Source organism: Gordonia pseudamarae, from assembly GCF_025273675.1.
Taxonomy (GTDB): Bacteria; Actinomycetota; Actinomycetes; order Mycobacteriales; family Mycobacteriaceae; genus Gordonia; species Gordonia pseudamarae.
On sequence record NZ_CP045809.1, the window covers coordinates 58355 to 75263 of the forward strand.

The 16909-nt window shown below is 68.7% G+C and carries 12 protein-coding genes and 1 pseudogene; 9 read left to right on the forward strand and 4 right to left on the reverse strand.

The window, feature by feature from the left end:
- Positions 1-40: 40 nt before the first annotated feature.
- Positions 41-1291, reverse strand: a complete 1251-nt coding sequence (locus GII31_RS00275; RefSeq protein WP_213245729.1) for an oxidoreductase — start codon at positions 1289-1291, stop codon at positions 41-43.
- A 116-nt stretch (positions 1292-1407) separates the two neighbouring features.
- Here GII31_RS00275 and GII31_RS00280 point away from each other — a divergent pair, with 116 nt between their 5' ends.
- From GII31_RS00280 to GII31_RS00310, 7 genes and pseudogenes are all read left to right on the forward strand, one after another.
- Positions 1408-1668, forward strand: a complete 261-nt coding sequence (locus GII31_RS00280) for a carboxymuconolactone decarboxylase family protein (RefSeq protein ID WP_246222028.1) — start codon at positions 1408-1410, stop codon at positions 1666-1668.
- Between the two features lie 241 nt (positions 1669-1909).
- Positions 1910-2957: pseudogene (locus GII31_RS00285) on the forward strand (pirin family protein).
- 105 nt (positions 2958-3062) lie between these two features.
- Complete coding sequence (locus tag GII31_RS00290) at positions 3063-4217, forward strand: CE1758 family FMN-dependent luciferase-like monooxygenase (protein WP_213245731.1); 1155 nt, start codon at positions 3063-3065, stop codon at positions 4215-4217.
- Between the two features lie 26 nt (positions 4218-4243).
- Positions 4244-4732 (forward strand): MarR family winged helix-turn-helix transcriptional regulator, encoded by a 489-nt coding sequence (locus tag GII31_RS00295; RefSeq protein WP_213245733.1) that lies wholly within the window; start codon positions 4244-4246, stop codon positions 4730-4732.
- 163 nt (positions 4733-4895) lie between these two features.
- Entirely contained in the window at positions 4896-5987 is a 1092-nt protein-coding gene (locus GII31_RS00300; protein WP_213245735.1) for a DUF308 domain-containing protein, read from the forward strand.
- 84 nt (positions 5988-6071) lie between these two features.
- Positions 6072-6761 (forward strand): lysophospholipid acyltransferase family protein, encoded by a 690-nt coding sequence (locus GII31_RS00305; protein ID WP_213245737.1) that lies wholly within the window; start codon positions 6072-6074, stop codon positions 6759-6761.
- A 23-nt stretch (positions 6762-6784) separates the two neighbouring features.
- On the forward strand, positions 6785-7078 hold the full coding sequence (locus GII31_RS00310; protein WP_213245739.1) for a hypothetical protein: 294 nt from the start codon (positions 6785-6787) through the stop codon (positions 7076-7078).
- Between the two features lie 33 nt (positions 7079-7111).
- Here GII31_RS00310 and GII31_RS00315 read toward each other — a convergent pair whose 3' ends face one another.
- Both GII31_RS00315 and GII31_RS00320 read right to left on the reverse strand, forming a co-directional pair.
- Positions 7112-9547 (reverse strand): ATP-binding cassette domain-containing protein, encoded by a 2436-nt coding sequence (locus tag GII31_RS00315; RefSeq protein ID WP_260840211.1) that lies wholly within the window; start codon positions 9545-9547, stop codon positions 7112-7114.
- Positions 9544-10287 (reverse strand): ABC transporter permease subunit, encoded by a 744-nt coding sequence (locus tag GII31_RS00320; RefSeq protein WP_213245743.1) that lies wholly within the window; start codon positions 10285-10287, stop codon positions 9544-9546. Before GII31_RS00320 ends, GII31_RS00315 begins: the two co-directional genes overlap by 4 nt.
- 476 nt (positions 10288-10763) lie before the next feature.
- On the opposite strand from GII31_RS00320, the gene GII31_RS00325 reads away from it, so the two are divergent.
- Both GII31_RS00325 and GII31_RS00330 read left to right on the forward strand, forming a co-directional pair.
- A complete protein-coding gene (locus GII31_RS00325) occupies positions 10764-14720 on the forward strand; it encodes an nSTAND1 domain-containing NTPase (RefSeq protein ID WP_246222029.1) in 3957 nt (1318 codons plus the stop codon).
- 69 nt (positions 14721-14789) lie between these two features.
- The gene (locus GII31_RS00330; RefSeq protein WP_246222030.1) at positions 14790-16286 is read left to right on the forward strand and encodes a glycerol-3-phosphate dehydrogenase/oxidase; all 1497 of its coding nucleotides are present in this window, start codon (positions 14790-14792) and stop codon (positions 16284-16286) included.
- 131 nt (positions 16287-16417) lie between these two features.
- On the opposite strand, the gene GII31_RS00335 is transcribed toward GII31_RS00330, so the two are convergent.
- Positions 16418-16894: a hypothetical protein gene (locus GII31_RS00335; RefSeq protein WP_213245745.1), complete on the reverse strand. Its 477-nt coding sequence runs from the start codon at positions 16892-16894 to the stop codon at positions 16418-16420.
- Between the last annotated feature and the right edge of the window lie 15 nt (positions 16895-16909).

The window sequence follows — 16909 nt, forward strand, 5'->3', positions numbered from 1 at the left end:
CAGTCCTGCCCGCATCCTCAGTCCTGCCCGCATGAGGGTTTCAGCCGGCGACGTTCGCCGGCCACCCCGATCCGGTGACCTCACCGGTACGGATGGGGCAGCGAGTGGTGCTGTAGATGGTGGGCATGCACAGGTTGCAGTGGGTGCACTGCGAATGCGCGGTGGGATCGTTCTGCAGGATCAGCGGCAGGTCGGGTTCGCGGAGCAGGGCCCGGCCCATCGCCATGAACTGGAATCCTTCGGCGAGAGCCAGTTTCATCGAGTCGACGCCGGTGATACCGCCGAGCAGGATGAGCGGCAGGTCGACGGCCTTGCGGAGTTCGCGGGCCAGCGGCAGCAGATAGGCGTCAGTGTACCGGTACTGCTTGAGGAACACCGGCCCGCCGGCCTGCAGGCCCAGCTTCATCACGCCGTGGAAGGCCTGTGCGAATGCCTTTCGCGGCGCCTGGCCGTGGAACAGGTACATCGGGTTGAGCAGCGAGGATCCGGCGGTCGGTTCGATGGCGTCGAGGAAACCGTCGGACTCCATCCACTGCGCCACCTGACAGGCCTCGTCGATGTTGAAGCCACTCAGCGAGGAGGAGTGGCCGGGTCCGGGTGTGCCGACACCGTCGAACATGTTGAGTTTGGCCCAGATCGCCACGTCGGGTCCGACTGCCTCACGCACCGTTTCGAGAACCTCACGCGCCAGCCGGGCCCGGTTGGCCAGCGATCCGCCGTAGGCATCGCGTCGGCGGTTGAGCAGCGGCGAGAGGAATGAACTGATCAGGTAGTTGTGTCCGCAGTGGATTTCGAGAGCATCGAAGCCGGAGTCGACGGCCAGCTTGGCCGCGTCGGAGAACGTGGCCCGGAGTGCCGGGATCTCGTCGATGCCCACCTTGTGGGTCAGGGACATTCCCATAGGTGCCGGAATGCGGCTTGGCCCGAGAGCTTTGGCCCGGTTGGACACCGAGTTGGCGACGGCACCCGCGTGACCGAGCTGGGCCGCGGCCAGGGCGCCCTCGGAATGGATGGCGTCGGTCAACCGGCGCAGACCCGGTACCGCCTCGGGCCGCATCCAGATCTGGTGCCGGTCGGTGCGGCCTTCCGGCGAGATCGCGCAGTACGCGACGGTACTGATGGCGACGCCACCGGCGGCGTGGGTGCGGTGGAAGTCGATGAGTTCGTCGGTCACCAGCGCATCGGGGGTCATGCCCTCGAAGGTGGCGCACTTGATCAACCGGTTGCGCAGGGTGAGCGGGCCCAGGGTCGCGGCGGCGAACGGGTCGGCGGGGGCTGCGTGATTATGCATCAGATCACATTCTCACAGCCGGGGAATCCGGCACCACCGGTGCTCCCGGTTCGGGCCGACAGACCCGACAGAAAGACTTCGCGCCCCGCTGCGGCTACGGTGGCCACGAGGTACACATGAGCACACCAGCCCGGCCCCAGGACGATCGCCCGCTCTTCCTGGACAAGACGAATCCCGACGTGTTCGCCGCCCTGGGCGGTGTCGCCGGGCAGGTGAGCGCGGCCTGCGCGGGGGCAGGGCTCGATCGCGTCGACATCGAGCTGCTCAACGTGGTGATTTCCCAGCGCAACGGCTGCGCCTATTGCACCGACCTGCACACCCTGCGGGCGCGGAACGCCGGCGCCGACGGGCGTACCGCGAAGGCCGCAGGCAGCTGACCGGTGACCAGCTGGCCGCCGTCGAATGGTCGGCGATCCTGATGAACACCTTCAACCGGATCTCAATCGCCTCCGAGCACCCCGTCACCCGCCGCATCGCAGCCCGCCGCACCACATCCCCGAGTAAGCTCTGAGAAAGGATCACGTCATGAGTGAAGTGACTGTCGCCGACAACCCCGGCGACGACGGTCACCTCCGACCCCGCGCGCTCCTGAGCCAGGGCACGAAAGCGACACAGCCCATGAGTAACACCGAGCTCGACCCGGCCTCTTACGTGTGCGCCGACGGCGGCGGACCCGGATCTGCCTGTGACGGTTCTGTTCCCGTGGAAATCATCACAGCCCGCGACGTGCCGCTCGGTGGACCGCGCGCGATGAACGTGCGGCGCACCCTGCCGCAGCGCCTGCGATCGACCATCGGCGCGTGGTGCTTTGCCGACCACTACGGTCCCGACGATGTCGCGGCCACCGGCGGGATGGACGTGGCGCCGCATCCGCACACCGGACTACAGACGGCCAGTTGGTTGTTCTTGGTTGTTCGAAGGCACCGTCGCACACCGGGACTCCGGTGGCATGGCGGCTGATGTGCTGCCCGGGGAAATCAATCTGATGACCTCCGGTGCCGGGATCTGCCACTCGGAGACATCCACGGCGGACACCACCGTCCTGCACGGGGTGCAGTTGTGGATCGCGCTGCCATCCGAATCACGCAACGGCCCGAGAGCGTTCGAGAATCACAGGCCGCCGTTGACCAGGTTCGCCGGCGGGTCGGCGCTGGTGTTCATCGGTTCGCTGCTGGGCAGCACCTCGCCGGTCATCACGCACACCCCGCTGCTGGGCGCCGAGCTGCGCCTTGATCCGCACTCCTCGATCACCCTCGACGTGGACCCCGATTTTGAGCACGGCCTGCTCGTCGACACCGGTGATGCGGTGGCGCTCGAAGGGGTACATGTGCCCAAGGACGCCGTCGGCTACACCGGGATCGGCGCCCACGCCCTGCGCGTCGGCAACAACGGCGACGGGTCCGCCCGGCTGATACTGCTCGGCGGCACCCCGTTCACCGAAGAACTTGTGATGTTCTGGAATTTCCTCGGCCGGTCGACGGAGGAGATCCGGCGGTTCCGGGACGAGTGGCAGGCCGGGGGAGACCGGTTCGGGCGCGTCGAGGGCTACCTCGGGCACGGTGGGCCGGACCGCAACGCCCAAGGTATGTCGTGGTTGCCGGCGCCGGAATTGCCGTCGGTTCCGCTACGGCCGAGACGGAACCCGCCGCCGTACGCCCGTCCGTAGGTCTGTCTGCCTGTCGCAGCCCCGGCCGGTGGGACATGTCGCGGGAATAGCCTTGCCGATCGGGCGTTGCAGATACATGCAAACGCATCGATATTAGGAGTCATCATGCAGTTCGGGGTCTTCTCGGTCAGCGACATCACCCGCGACCCGGTCACCGGTGAGACGCCGAGCGAGGCGCAGCGCATCGACGCGATCGGGCAGATCGCCCGCAAGACCGAGGAGGTCGGGCTGGACGTGTTCGCGATCGGCGAGCACCACAATCCGCCGTTCTTCTCCTCCTCGCCGAGCACACTGCTCGCCGCGATCGCCGCCACCACGAAAGATCTCGTCGTCACCACGTCGACGACGCTCATCACCACCAACGACCCGGTCCGTGTCGCTGAGGAATACGCGATGCTCCAACACATCTCGAAGGGACGGATGGATCTGATGATCGGTCGCGGCAACACCGCGCCGGTGTATCCGTGGTTCGGCCAGGACATCAGTCAGGGGTTGTCGCTGGCGCTGCAGAACTACGATCTGCTGCACCGGCTCTGGCGAGAGGATGTCGTCGACTGGGAAGGCGAATTCCGTACCCCGCTCAAGGGATTCACTTCGGTACCCCGCCCGCTCGACGGTGTCCCGCCGTTCGTGTGGCACGGTTCGATCCGCACCCCGCAGATCGCCGAGCAGGCCGCGTACTACGGCAATGGTTACTTCGCCAACCACATCTTCTGGCCCACGGAGCATTCCAGGCAGCTGATCGAGTTCTATCGGCAGCGTTTCGAACATCACGGTCACGGCACCGCCAAGGACGCCATCGTCGGTCTCGGCGGCCACGCCTACATCGCCAAGCGTTCCCAGGACGCCTTCCGCGAGTTCCGGCCGTACTTCAACGCGGCGCCGGTGTACGGGCACGGGCCGTCGCTGGAGGAATTCGCGTCGTCGACGCCGCTGTCGGTGGGCAGCCCGCAGGAGGTCATCGACAAGACGCTCACCTTCCATGACGCGTTCGGCGACTACCAGCGGCAGCTGTTCCTCATCGATCACGCCGGGCTTCCCCTCAAGACGGTCCTCAACCAGTTGGAGCTTCTCGGCGGGGAGGTGATTCCGGTGCTGCGCAAGGAGCTCGCCGTCCGCCGCGATCCGGCATCGGCCGATGCTCCCACCCACGATTCGCTGGTGCGCGCCCGCTACGGCGACGGACCGGTCCGGCAGGCACGCCCGGGTGCCAACCGCGGCGACAACGTCACCGGCGGGTCTCCATACCTGGACGCGTGATGTCGGGGCGAGCGGAACGACGGGGGATGTCGGGGCGAGCGGAGCGACGGGGGATCCCCGCGACCGATGCGCGTTCGACCAGCAGACTCGCCAACGACGCCTGGGAATCGCTGCTGACCGCGCATGCTGCGGTGCTGAAACGGATCTCACGCGACGACGTGTGGTCGGAGGTGTCGATGCGGGAATACGACGTGCTGTACACGCTGGCCAAGTCCTCCGGCCCGGTGCGGGCCCGGGAACTCACCAAGCACGTGCTGCTCAGTCAGCCGGCGTTGTCGCGGCTCGTCGACAGGCTGGCCGACCGTGGTCTCGTCGCCCGAGAACCAGATCCGGCCGATCGTCGGGGTGTGCTGCTCTCGCTCACCGACGACGGCCGCGCCACGCAACGCCGCGTCGGCGGCCGACACGCCGTCGATGTCGCCGAGGTCGTCGGATCCCGGCTCACCGCCGACGAGCTGAGGGTGTTAGAGAACCTGTGTCGCGGACTCGCGACAGAGTCCGTGACACAGAAGTAGGCGGCCGCGACCGGCGAACGGTATTTCATCCACCCGACCGACATCGGGTGGATGAAATACCGAATCGATGCGGGTACAACCCGGGCGTTCGGGGAGATAGTCGTCTATCGTCAGGCCAATCGACGCGTTGGCTGACCGACAGCCGGAACAGGACGAGGGACACATGACCCACCCGGAGCCCCACAATCGGACATCGTCCGGGCAGGGGCAGGACGGCCCAGCCGCGAATGACCCACGGCAGGATCCGACTGCGCATGGTCGGCCACCGGCGGGTGCTCCCTCGGCTCCGCCGTCGCAGGACGGTCCCGGCCGGAATCCTGCCCCGCATGGTCATTCGCCGTACGGTCCGACGCAACTGAGCCCGTCCCCGTTCGGTCAGCCCGGTCAGGGTCAGCCCGGTCCGGCCCCGTACGGCGGGCCGCAGCCGGGGCAGTCCCCGTACGCGCAGCCCGCGGCGCAGTACGGCGAGACCCAGATCGGTCAGCCCCGGTATCAGCCCGGTCCGGCCCAGCCCCCACACGGACAGAGCCCGTACGGCCAGTCCCCATACGGGCAGCCTGGGCAGTCGCAGTCGGGTCAGGCCCCGTTCGGCCGGCCGGACGCGGGTCAGCCCGGATTCGGACAGCAGTATCAGCCCGGTCCGCCCGCCTACGGTCAGAACTCGTACGGCGCCGCCCAGCCAGCACCGAGCAGCCCGTACCAGCAGCCCGGGTATCCGCAGCCGCCCCACGCGGGCGTCGGCACGTCGCCGTTCGGCGCGCCGGTGGGGCCGACTCCCGGCGGCCGGGTGTCGGGTGCGGTCAAGGCGATCGCCGCCCTGACCCTGATCTTCGCGATCGGCGTGGGTATCGCGGCGTTCCTGCCATGGGTGGTGTCCGAGGCCGCGGGAGTGAAGGTTACGGTCACCGGACTGGGCACCGTGTCGGTCGACAGCAGCCTCGACATCTCGGACTTCGATTCCGATCGGGAGGCCAAGGACGGTGTTCTCACCCTGATAGCGGCGATTATCGTGGCCGTGTTCGCTCTGGTGAGCGTGGCCGTCGCCAAGGTATCACCGATACATTTGGTGTCCGGGATCGTCACCCTGCTGGGTGGTCTGGGTATCGCGCTGATCGGGATCATCGACGTCGCCGACGTCAACGACCAGCCGACGACGTTCGCCGACGTCTCGGTGGGCTATGGGCTGTGGGCGACGTTGGTGCTGGGAATCTTCCTGGTCGTCCTCGGGATCGCGGGCATCGTCAAACGGCGCTGACACGGTGGTCGGCCGTCGTTCTGTTGAACAGGTGCGTACGCAACCGCGCCGCCGCGTCGGCCGCACCCCGATAGTGTCGGAACGGTGAACAACGACCACCTCGGGCTCGATACCCCGGCGCCCGCAGCCGGTCCCCGGCCCGCCGGTCTGGGCTTTCGGGCGGGTCTGTGGACCCGGTTCGTGCGCCGCATTCTGCGGATCATCGCCACACTCAAGATCGTCCGGGTGCGTGTGGTCAATCGTGACGTCGTTCCCGCGTCGGGGCCGGTGATCCTGGCCTCCAATCACATCTCGATGCTCGACGGAGTGTTCCTGTGGGGAGCGTTGCGCCGCCGCGCGCAGGCCATCGCGATGGCCGAACTGTGGAAGTGGCCCATCGTCGGATTTCTGGTCACCAAGGCAGATTTCATCCCGGTGCGGCGTGGCGACGCCGCGTCGGGCAACGACGCGCTGGCCCGGATGGAGAATGCGTTGCGTCACGGCGGTGCGGTGATCATCTACCCGGAGGGCAGGGTGGTTCCGCCGGGGGAGTCGGTGCGGTTCAAACCGGGTGCGGCGGTGCTGGCCTTCCGTACCCGTACCCCGATCATTCCGGTGAAGATCGTCGGATCCGGTGACCTGCTGCCGCTCAAGAGGTTCCGCCGGGATGGCAAGAGTTTCGACCGCAGCAAACAGGTCACCCTGTACTTCGGTACCCCGCTCGATCCGGAGGACTACCCGACGCCCGGCGACCTGTTGCGTGAGTTGCGCTGGAGCGTCGACGCACTCGGTTGAGCGGTCCGGCTATCCTCGGATCCATGTCTGTGAGTCCAACGGTTCCGGTGGTCGCCGCCGGTCTGATCGGTGGTTACGCGACCGCCCGGTTCAGTGGTCAGCGTCCGCTCGGTGGAGTGGTCCACGGCGTGGCCGGCGCGTACGCGACACGTGAATGGTCGGCGCGGTCGCCGGCGGTGGCGGCCGGGTTGCTCGCCACCTACCTGGGGGCGTTCGGGGTGTCGCATCCGCTCGCGAAAAGGATCGGCGCCTGGCCTGCGGTGTTCGCGGTGACCGCGGTCGCGACGGGCGCCACCTACGCGGCCACCCGGGACTGAGCCGGCGGACCCGGATCGTCCAGACCCGGATCTCTAGACCCAGGGGCTGCCCGATTCGGCGACGTGCCGGTCGCGCTGCACCACCGGATCCGGGTACGGGACGGTGTCGACGAGGCGCTGCGTGTAGTCCTCGACGGGCACCGTCAGCACCCGCCGGGCCGGGCCGGATTCGACGACGCGGCCACGTCGCAGGATCACCACATCGTCCGCGATCTGGGCGACGACGGCGATGTCGTGTGCGCTGTAGAGCGCGGCGAACCCGAGACGGTGCCGCAACTCGGTGAACAACCGCAGGAACGACGCCTGCACAGACACGTCGAGCCCGCGGGTGGGGTCGTCGGTGACGATCAGATCGGGTGCCAGGACCAGGGCGCGGGCCAGTGCGATGCGCTGGCGGTGGCCGTCGGTGAGTTCGCCGGGACGTTTGTCGGCGTCCCGGCCGCCCACACCGACCGCGTCGAGCATCTCCGCGACCCGGGCTTTGGCGACGGCACCGTCCTCGCCCCACAGCAACAGCGGTTCGGCGACGGATTCGGCCACCGTGAGCCGGGGATCGAGCGTGGTGGCCGGATCCTGTGGCAGGAGAGCCGTCCGTCGGCGCAGCTCACGTCGGCCGGGGCGGTCGAGGGAGTCGGGGTCGATCCCGGCGAAGGTGATGCGACCGAGTCCGACCGGCGTCAGGCCCGCGACGACCCGTCCGAGAACGCTTTTGCCCGAACCTGATTCGCCGACCACCCCGAGTACGGACCCAGGGCCGATCCGGAGTGAGACATCCCGCAGCGCGGGAATCGCGCCGGCGGCTCGCCGGTCGGACCCGAACCCGGCGGCCGCGGCGACGTGCAGGTGATTCACCTCGAGAATGGGAGTGCGCAGTTCGGGCAGCGGATCTTCGCCGTACATCGCGGCCGGCAGTTTCGGTGTGATCGCATGTAACTGCTTGGCGTACGGGGCATTCGGTCGGGCGAACCACTCGAACACCCCGGCCCGCTCCACCACCTGTCCGCCGCGTACGACGACGGCGCGGTCGGCCACGTCGGCGACCACGCCCAGATCGTGTGTGATCAACAGGATTCCGACGTCCGTACGGTCCCGAAGGCGACGCAGCAGGGCCAGCAGCGCGGCCTGCTCACCGATGTCGAGGGTGGCGGTCGGTTCGTCGGCCACCAGCAACGCCGGTTCGGTGGCCATTGCCAGTGCGATCGCCGCTCGCTGACGGTCACCGGCCGTGAGCTGGTGCGGGTAGGCGTCGACGTAGCGTTGCGGATCCGGGAAGTCCACCAGGTCAAGCAGATCCAGTGCGCGGGCGCGCCGGTCGCGACGCGGGGTCTTGCGGTGGGCGCGCAGCACCTCACCGAGTTGCGCACCGATGGTGTGGCGGGGGTCCAGCGTCGATCGAGGGTCGCGCAGCAGCAGCGCAGAGGCCGCCGAGGTGGGTGAACAGCGTTGGCGTACTTCCGGATCGGATGTCTCGACGCCGCGCACTACTTCGACCCCGCGCACCACTTCGACCTCGCGCACCACTTCGACCTCGCGCAGCACTTCGACGCCGTCGACACGGATCGATCCGGTGGCCGTCGCGGTCGGCGGCAACAGTCCGATGATCGCGTGGGCGGTCATCGTCTTACCCGAACCGGTTTCGCCGACGAGCGCGAGGATCTGGGCGCGGTCCACCCGCAGCGAGATGTCCTTGACGGCCGGTCTGGTTCCGGCGAAATCGATGGCCAGATGGTCGATGTCGAGGGCCGGGTGGGCGTACAGGTGGATGTCGAATCCGTCGTCGTCGCCGAAGGCGTCCACCGGTCGTGCCGAACGTCTGATCGGGCGCTGGTCGCCGGGCCCGTTGAGGGCGAGGGACTGTGCGGGCGCCGGCGGTGGGACGGGTATCGCGTCCGACGCCGACCGGAACACCTGCGCAATCACCCCGACGGCGATCAGCGGCGCGAGTACGGCGGGCAGATCGTCGCCCGCGGCGACCCGCTCAGCGAACAGCGCGCCGAGGTTCGCCCCGTCACGGCCGAGACCGACGTACCCGGCGATCGCCGACACGAACGTTCCCGTCGACAGCGCGGCAACGAGGTCGCGGCCCAGCGGGGCGGCCACGGCGGGCAGCACATGCCGGCCGGTGATCGCACCGGTGGGTGCCCCCGAGACGAACAGCACCTGCACCGACGGCCGGTCCAGCACCTCGCCGAGCCGGGTCCGCACCCGGTGCCCGAACCACACGAACGTCACCGCCGCCACCGTCGTCAGAGTGGTCCAGACGCCGGGCCGTGCCCCGAAGGTCACCGCCAGCAGGGCCGTCCACCCGACCGGGACGGCGGCCGCTTCGGCGACGCCCCAGCCGGGCCGGGTGCTGCCGCGCAGCGCGGCGGCGAACCCGCCGGCGGCGCCCACGACCGCTCCCAGGAGTACGCCGGCGACCACCGTCAGGACGTCGTAGCCCGCGGTGGTCGCCACCGCGGTACTCATGGGTGTCCCGTCAGCCGGATACGAGGGTCGGCCGCGGCCCGGGCGGATGCGCCGAGAACACCGGCGACGGTGACCGCGATGACCGTGACCGCGGCCGCGACCTGTTGCCGGGCGGCATCTCCGTCGGCGACCGCGTCGACGATGAACAGACCCAGTCCGGACCGGCCCGTCAGCGGCTCGGCGACCACGGCGCCGACCGCAAGCCCGCCGAGCGCGGCGGCGACCACGGGCAGCGAGTCCAGCGATGCGGCGGGCAGGGCGCGCCGGATCAGCAGCCGCCGGGCGTCGACGCCGAGCGTGCGCGCCATTGTCACCGAGGTATGTGCGAGTTGTTCGGCGAGTGCCCCGGTGAGCCGTGAGCCCACGGCCAGACCGGCGGGTACGGCCAGAATCACGCCGAGCGGTACGACGTGCAGCGGTCCGCCGCGGGCAAGGATCGTCACCACCACCGCTGCCGCCACGATCAGCAGCGGCAGGATCCGCCAGGCCGCCGACATGAGGGTGCCGACGGCGGGCAGCGCCCGACCCGCCACCGCCGCGACTCCCACGATCATGATCGTCGTGACACCCGACACCAGCAGCAGGGAGAAGGTGGACGCGGCTGCCGCGCCGATCCCGCGGGCCGGTGCGGTCCCGGGCGCGGCGTCGGGCGCGAGCACACCGGCCACGACGATCGCCGTCAGCGATCCGACGGCCGGTATCGCGGCTGTCGCCGACAGCCGGCGTAGATGGAGAGTCATCGGGCCGACGCTACTGAGCCGACCGCATCGGGACCGAGCCGTGACGGTCACGCGGATACGGCCGAACGCAATACTTGACAGAAGCGTGCTGGGCTTGCCGGGGGCGTCGGCCTGCCCGAAGCGTGGTGGGCTTGCCGGACGAGAGTGCAGGCGTGACCAGAAGAGCGTGCGGGCTTACCGGGCGAGCGCGGCTCACGCACGAGATCGAATCTGCAACGTACGGCCGCCGGTCGCGCACCCCCGACTTTGGTGTCCCCCGCCTCACCACATGCTGCGCGTGTCCGGCGGCCGTACGTTGCTTGAGAACAAGTTGACCAGCCTTGCGCGTCCGCACCAAGGTTCCCGCCGAATCTATCGGCAAAATCGCAGGCAGCGGCGATTTTGAAAATTCCGGACCGGAGCGGGACCCGGTGGATATGACTGCCGTCACCGGCAGTGGGTGCGCGACCGGTGGGGTGGATCACTACGCTGGCCTGGTGGCAGGTAAGGGAGTGGGCCGCCGGGAGGCGGCGTTCGGTGAGGCGCTTGCCCGGCTGTTCGTTCGTGCGGGCAATCCCACGCTGCGGGCGGCGTCATCCGGATGCAAGGTGGCCGGGGCGTCGGTGTCGCCCCAACGGATCAGTGACTGGCGGAACGGGCGGCACCTGCCGAGAGAGTTCTCGACGGTCGAACCGCTGCTGGTCTGGCTCACGACCAGAGCCCTGCGCGCCGGCGAATCCGGCGTGTTGTCGATCCCCGACTGGAAACAGTTGTGGACCCCCGACGACGACGTGGACCCACCGGCGCCGCCGTCATCGCAGTTGCGTCCGTTCGCGGGTCTGTCGTCGCTGACCGAGGACGACGCCGAGGTGTACTTCGGGCGCGACGACCTCATCGACGAACTCGCCGGCACGATCCGTGCCGCGGCGGTCGATGACGGGCCCCGGGTGGTGATCGTGGCCGGGGTGTCCGGGTCGGGCAAATCGTCGCTGCTCGGTGCCGGTCTGGCGCGGGCCGAGGGTGTACCCACCCCGCGCAGGGCTACCTTCGACGACGACGGCCTGCGGGTCGTCGGGCCGGACGGGGAGACCACCGTCATCTACGCCGTCGGGTCGGACCAGGCTGCCGACCACCATGCGGACGACGACGAGGCGGACGGCGGTGACCCGGACAGCGGTGACCCGGACAGCGGTGACCCGGACAGTGAGGCCGATGCGACATCCGCCGGCGCTGCCCCCGGCCCCGCCGGCGACGACCCCCTCGAGCGCATCCTGGTGGTCGACCAGTTCGAAAGTGTGTTCACCCGTTCGGAAGGCGATGTCCGTGGCATCGTCGGTGCCCTGGAGAAGTACGCCACCGACACCGGTGTGGTTGTCGTCGGGGTGCGCGCCGACTTCTTCGGCAACTGCGTCGAGTTCCCGGCGCTCGCCCGCGCCTGGCGGCGGCACTGTGTGATCGTCACCGAGATGTCCGACGCCCAGCTGCGGGTGGCGATCACCGCCCCGGTGAAGCTGGTCGGTGGCCGTATCGAGTCGGGTCTGGCCGATGTACTGCTCAACGATCTGCACGCGGCCGCGGACTCCGGCGACCGGGCGGGCAGGCTGCCGCTGCTCGCGCACGTGCTGGCGGTGACCTGGTCGCGCCGCACCGGCAACCGGATGACCATCTCGGGGTATCGGGCAGCCGGCGGCATCGCCCGCGCGGTCGCCGACACCGCCGAGAGCGCCTGGTCCTCGATCGGCCCGGAGGATCGTGACCTGGCGCGCACGGTCCTGATGGCGCTGGTCCACGTCCGCGCCGACGGGGCTGCGCTGCGCGCCCCCCTCGATCTGGCGACGGTCGGTACCCGCTTCGGCGAGGACGTCTCTGCGATCATCGACGTCTTCGCGCAGGCACGCCTGATCACGGTCTCCGACGAGGTGATCATGTTGATCCACGACGTGGTGCTCACGGCGTGGCCGCGGCTGCGCGGCTGGATCATCGCCGGCAAGGACGCGCTCGTCTGGCGTCAGCAGCTTGACGTCGACACCGATGCGTGGGTGGACGCCGCCCGGCACAAGTCGTTCCTGTACACCGGTGCGCGACTGGAGTTGTCGTTGTATCAGCGTGACAAGGTCAACCAGACCTACCGGAATCTGCTGTCGGCCGACAACGATCGGTTTCTCGACGCCGCGGTGGCCGATCGCAGGCACAGCCGGCGGTTGCGGTCGATCGGCATCGGCGTGGTCGCGTTGCTGGCTATCGTCTCGATGATCGCCGCGGGGATCTCGTTGCGGCAGGCCCGAGAGCTGGCGCGCGAGCGCAACGCCGCCGAATACACGGCGATGATGTCGAATGTGTTGAGCCTGCAGAACTCCAATCCGTCGGTGGCGGCCCGCGTTTTGTTGTCCGGGCACAAGCTGTACCCGGACGACGGCGCGATCGTCGAACGGATGCTCGGTGCCGTGTCGAGTCCGCTGGCAACGTCGGTGTCCGGGCACACCTCGGCGGTCTACGATCTGGCGTATTCGCGGGCAGGCGATCTGGTCGCCTCCGCCGCCGGCGACCGGACGGTGCGGGTGTGGCAGACGGGAGAGGAGTCCGCCGAACCGCTCAAACCTGTTGTGACGCTGACTGGTTTCGAGAACTTTGTCACCGCGGTGACCTTCCATCCCAGCAAGCCGCTGCTCGCCGCGGCCAGCGGCGACGGGACGGTCCGGGTGTGGGACATCACCGAGGTGCGCTCACCGCGTCTGGTGTCGACCCTGAAACCGGCCGACGGCTCGACGGTGTACATGGCGCGCTTCTCGCCCACCGGCGACCAGCTCGCGACCTCGTCGGACAACGGGACGATCGCGTTGTTCCGGGTGACCGGCACCGGTGTGGCCGACCGGCCGGCGGGCGTTCTGCGTGCCCATTCGGGCCCGGTGCGCACTTTGTCGTACCGCGGGGACGGGAGGGTCCTGGCCAGTGGCGGTGACGATCAGGTGGTGCACCTGTGGAACGTGGCCGATCCTGCCGCGCCCGTCGAGGCCGGTCCGGTGATGACCGGGTTCCCGTCGATCACCCACTCGGTGGCATTCAGTCCGAGTGGCCGCGAACTTGCTGTCACCGGTGACAGCTCCAACGCGCAGATCTGGGATGTCGCCGATCCGCAGCGGCCCCGGCCGCTGAGCTCGGCCCTGCCGCACGCACCCGGCGGTTCGTGGTGGATCGGTTTCAGCCCCGACGGCCTGCGGGTGATGTCGCCGCGCCTGGACGGTTCGGTGCAGGTGTGGAACACCGTCGACGCGCGGGCGCCGAACACATTGTGGTCGATGGAGAATTCGCCCGGCGAGGGCACACTGCGCACGTTCGCCGGTGCGGTCTCACCCGACGGCTCGGCGATGGTGGTCGGCCGCGACGACGGACTGATCGACGTCTGGCGGTTCCCGCCCGGGGTGAGTACCGGTCAGGGCGGCGCGATCAGCAGCCTGGACACCTCCGGCGACGGGAAGGTGATCGCGAGTGCGGGTACCGACGCGATGCTGTCGGTATGGACGATGGCCGAGGGAAAGATCAACCTCAGAGGTCGTGTCGCCCTGCAGCGCAAGGTGAACGACAAGCCCAGGATCAGTGTCAACCACGACGGCACGCGGGTGGCCACGGCCAACAACAACGGCGGCATGGTGCAGCTGTGGGACATCACCGACCCCAACCGGCCGCGCTCGTCCGGGTCGCTCACCACCCAGACCAGATACACCTCGGCACTGGCCTTTTCGCCCCGCGCCGATGTTCTCGCCACCGGCGTCACCGACACCTCGGTCAGACTATGGAGTGTCAGCAATGCCGGTTCGCCGCAAGCGATCTCCGGCCACCTGGTCGGTCCGGGTGATTTGATCCGGAGCATCGCCTTCACCACCGACGGCACCATGCTCGCGGTCAGTTCCGACGACGGTAACACCTACATCTACGATCTGACCGCGGTGCGGCCCACCGAGCCCACCAATCCCGTTGTGGTGATCAAGGATACGAATCCCGCCTCGCAGGTGGTGTTCACCCCGGACGACACCGTGGTGCTGGCCGCCCGCGATCTGAGTGCCTGGCGGGTGGACAAGGCCGCCGGCACCGCCACCGAACGGGCCCGGGTGAGCGAGTTATACGCCGCGACACTGTCGGTCACCCCGACGCGGGTGGTGGTGGGCACCAGTACGCACCAACTGCGCACCTTCACGCTCACGGACCGGGCGTGGGAGCCATCGGTCGCGGTGGTTCCGCTGATGCCGCAGGCCGATCCTGTGCCGGCCTGGCTGCTGGCCCCCAAGGCCACCACCGACGAGGCGATCCTCACCTCCGGAGACAGCTCCGGATCGCTGTACTGGCAGGCGGTGGAGGTGGACGCCGCAAAGCGGTGGATCTGTGCGGGCACCCCACCGTTGACGGAGCAGCAGCGCAAGGATCTGCTTCCGCACGACGCCGACGTCGCCACCTGTTGACGTGGAGTGTGGTGCGCAAGCCCGGTCGGTTCGGACCGGGGTCGGTGCATCAACGGCTAGTCTCGGATCGTGACCACCAGCCTCAACGCCGCCCGCCGCCGCGCCGATCTGGCGGCCCTCGCCGAGCTGAACTCGCCGCTGGACATGCTCGTGATCGGTGCCGGCGTCACCGGTGTCGGTGCCGCCCTCGACGCCGCCTCGCGTGGGCTGAGGGTGGCGCTGGTGGAGGCCAACGACCTGGCCTTCGGCACATCCCGGTGGAGCAACAAACTGCTGCACAGCGGTCTGAGCTTCGTGACGAGCGGTCATCTGCCGATGGTGCTGGAGAGTGCGCGCGAGCGGCGGATCCTGATGACGGCGGTGGCCCCGCATCTGGCGTCACCGTTGCGGCACGTGTACCCGCTGTACGGCCCGCAGCGGCGGGCGATGCGGGTGCGACTCGGTACCGGTCTGGGCAGGGCGCTGGGCAAGGTGTCGGGTACCCCGGCCGAGTTGTTGCCGCCACCGGCGCGGATCGATGCGCTCGAGACGATCAGATTGTTCCCGGAGGTCCGGCGCGACGGATTGCGCGGCGCGCAGAGCAGCGTCGACGGGCAGCTGGTCGACGACGCCCGGCTGGTGGTGGCGCTGGCCCGTACGGCGGCAGCGTTCGGCGCCTCGGTGTGTACCTACACTCGCGCCGAGAACATCACCGATTACGGTGCGCGCCTCGTCGATACCCTCACCGGTGAGAGTTTCGACGTGTACGCGCGGACGGTGGTCAACGCGGCAGGCCGGTGGGCCGAGGGTATCGACAGTACCGCCCGGTTCGATATCGGCGGCGGCACCCATCTGGTAGTCGACGCCGCCCGGCTCGGTCATCCCACCGCGGGACTGTCGGTGCCGCTCGGTGATTCGTTGTCCGACCTGGTGTCGATCCTGCCCGCGCAACTCGGCCGGGCGTACATCGGCTTCACCCGCGGTGACTTTCCGTCCGTGGGTTCGGTTGAGTCGCAGCAGAGTTCATCGGATGTGGACACCTTGCTGTCGGTGGTCAACACGGCGTTGCGCGTACCGCTCACCTCGACGGACATCCTGGGCACCTTCCCCGGTGGTAGTGATCTCGCCGACCCCGCACGGCGGCACCGGATCCGGATCTCCGGCGCGATGGTGAGCGTCGTCGGCGGCACCCTGACCACGTATCGGAGCCGGGCGCAGGACACGGTCGACGCCGCCGTCGCCGTCGGTGAACTCTCCGCGGGGCCGTGCATCACGGACACCACCGCGCTGATCGGTGCCTCCGGTTTCATTGCCGGCGGCTCGCTGCCGGCCTCCGCCGTTGCCCGCTACGGTTCGGAGACCGCTGCCGTATTCGAGCACGCCCGGGTGACCGACCCGTTCGGTCTCATCGCGCCCGGCATCGACGTCACCCGCGCCGAAATCGAGTTCGCCGTCCGCCACGAGGGTGCTCTCCACGTCGACGACGTCCTCGACCGGCGCACTCGCATAGGCCTTGTCGCCGCCGACGCCGATGCCGCCCGGCACGCCGTCACCGACATCGTCACCGAAACCCTCGCCGCGCTGTAACCTCGGACGCCTGCGTAGCCCAGACCCTGAGCCGGACGACGACGTGTGCCCTGGGATCGTTGGCGACGGGATCGTTGACGACACCGATGGTCGGCTCCCGTATGAGGAGTCGACCATCAGCGGGGCCCGGGTCAGTTGATGGCGGGATGCTTGACGAGTGTCACGGTCTCCCGATACACCGGTTTTGCCGACTTGGTCGTGAAATCCTTGGTACCACCCGATACCCAAGTGTCCTTCGGAATCGAGAATCCGATGGCATATGTCTGGCCTGCCTCCAGCTTGACCGTGGTGGTGAACTTGTACAGGTTGCTGGCCAGTTGGTCCGTGAAGCGGACCCCGCCTGGGACCTCAAGTCTCCAGTTCGAGTTTCCTGGATTCTTCTTGTAGAGCTTCGCGGTCGGCTTTCCCCAGTTGCTCACCGCCAATATCTCGGCCCTGACGACGAACTGGACCTGGCCGATGGGAGCCTTACCCGGGCACAGCTTGCATGTGGTCACTGTCGTTGTGGGATCCACCTTCAATGTCGGTATCGGCTTCGCCTCGGCGCCTCCGGCGGCGAATGCCGCCCCGCCGACCACCATGATGAACACCGTCACGACCACTATCATTCTTCTCAGCATCGG